Genomic DNA, 705 nt, shown 5'->3' with positions numbered 1-705 from the left:
TATGTATATAAACAAACTAGGAATTAAAAAGCAAGCAAACATAATAAGTCCTGTTATACTAATTTCCTTTATCGAAATATCTGGTGTTACAATGATACAAATAGCTAAAATGCCAATAACAATACCTACTGGAATGAATAATAGCTTCATGAAATAACTACGAGATACTCCCCCTGTATGCTCATACACTTCCACCGAATTTTTTAAGTTTAAAAAGTTAATAACTATTATCCCGCCCATAAATACCATTAATAAATCCGAAACACTTTCATATCCTGCCCCTTGCAAAACATAACGGTAAAACACGATACTTAGTATGACAATATTTTGTAAGATGAAAGCTAGTCTAATATGCTTTAACCCCTCGATCATTAAACGTTCATCTTTCACGATTTTCACCCTATCACTCCTTTTCCTCCCAAAACAAATCATTCAATGTTTTATCTACCGCATAACAAATTTTCAAACATAAATCTAAAGATGGATTGTATTTCCCCTTCTCAATTAAACTAATCGTTTGCCTTGTAACGCCTACTTTTTCTGCTAATTGTTGCTGTGTTAAATCTAACTGAACACGCGCGACTTTTATTTTACTTACAGCCATTCATGTTCCTCCTCTATCTTTATAGTAACATATACATTCCATTAAGTAATTTATATTTTACGTGACTAATTTAATTTTCACCTTACCCCGCTATTTGTGGG

2 protein-coding genes are annotated in these 705 nt (G+C 32.2%); both read right to left on the bottom strand.

Translation table 11 applies throughout. The features are described 5' to 3' along the window. The coding region (locus V7038_RS23245) for a hypothetical protein (protein WP_335695681.1) at nt 1-399 on the bottom strand (399 nt) is incomplete at its 3' end. Between the two features lie 4 nt (nt 400-403). Then, a complete protein-coding gene (locus V7038_RS23240; RefSeq protein ID WP_000301182.1) occupies nt 404-604 on the bottom strand; it encodes a helix-turn-helix transcriptional regulator in 201 nt (66 codons plus the stop codon). Between the last annotated feature and the right edge of the window lie 101 nt (nt 605-705).

The sequence above is a fragment of the Bacillus sp. JJ783 genome (genome assembly GCF_036963225.1).
GTDB lineage: Bacteria > Bacillota > Bacilli > Bacillales > Bacillaceae_G > Bacillus_A > Bacillus_A cereus_U.
The sequence above is the reverse complement of the archived record's forward strand: the minus strand, read 5'-3'. Positions and strand labels throughout refer to the sequence as shown.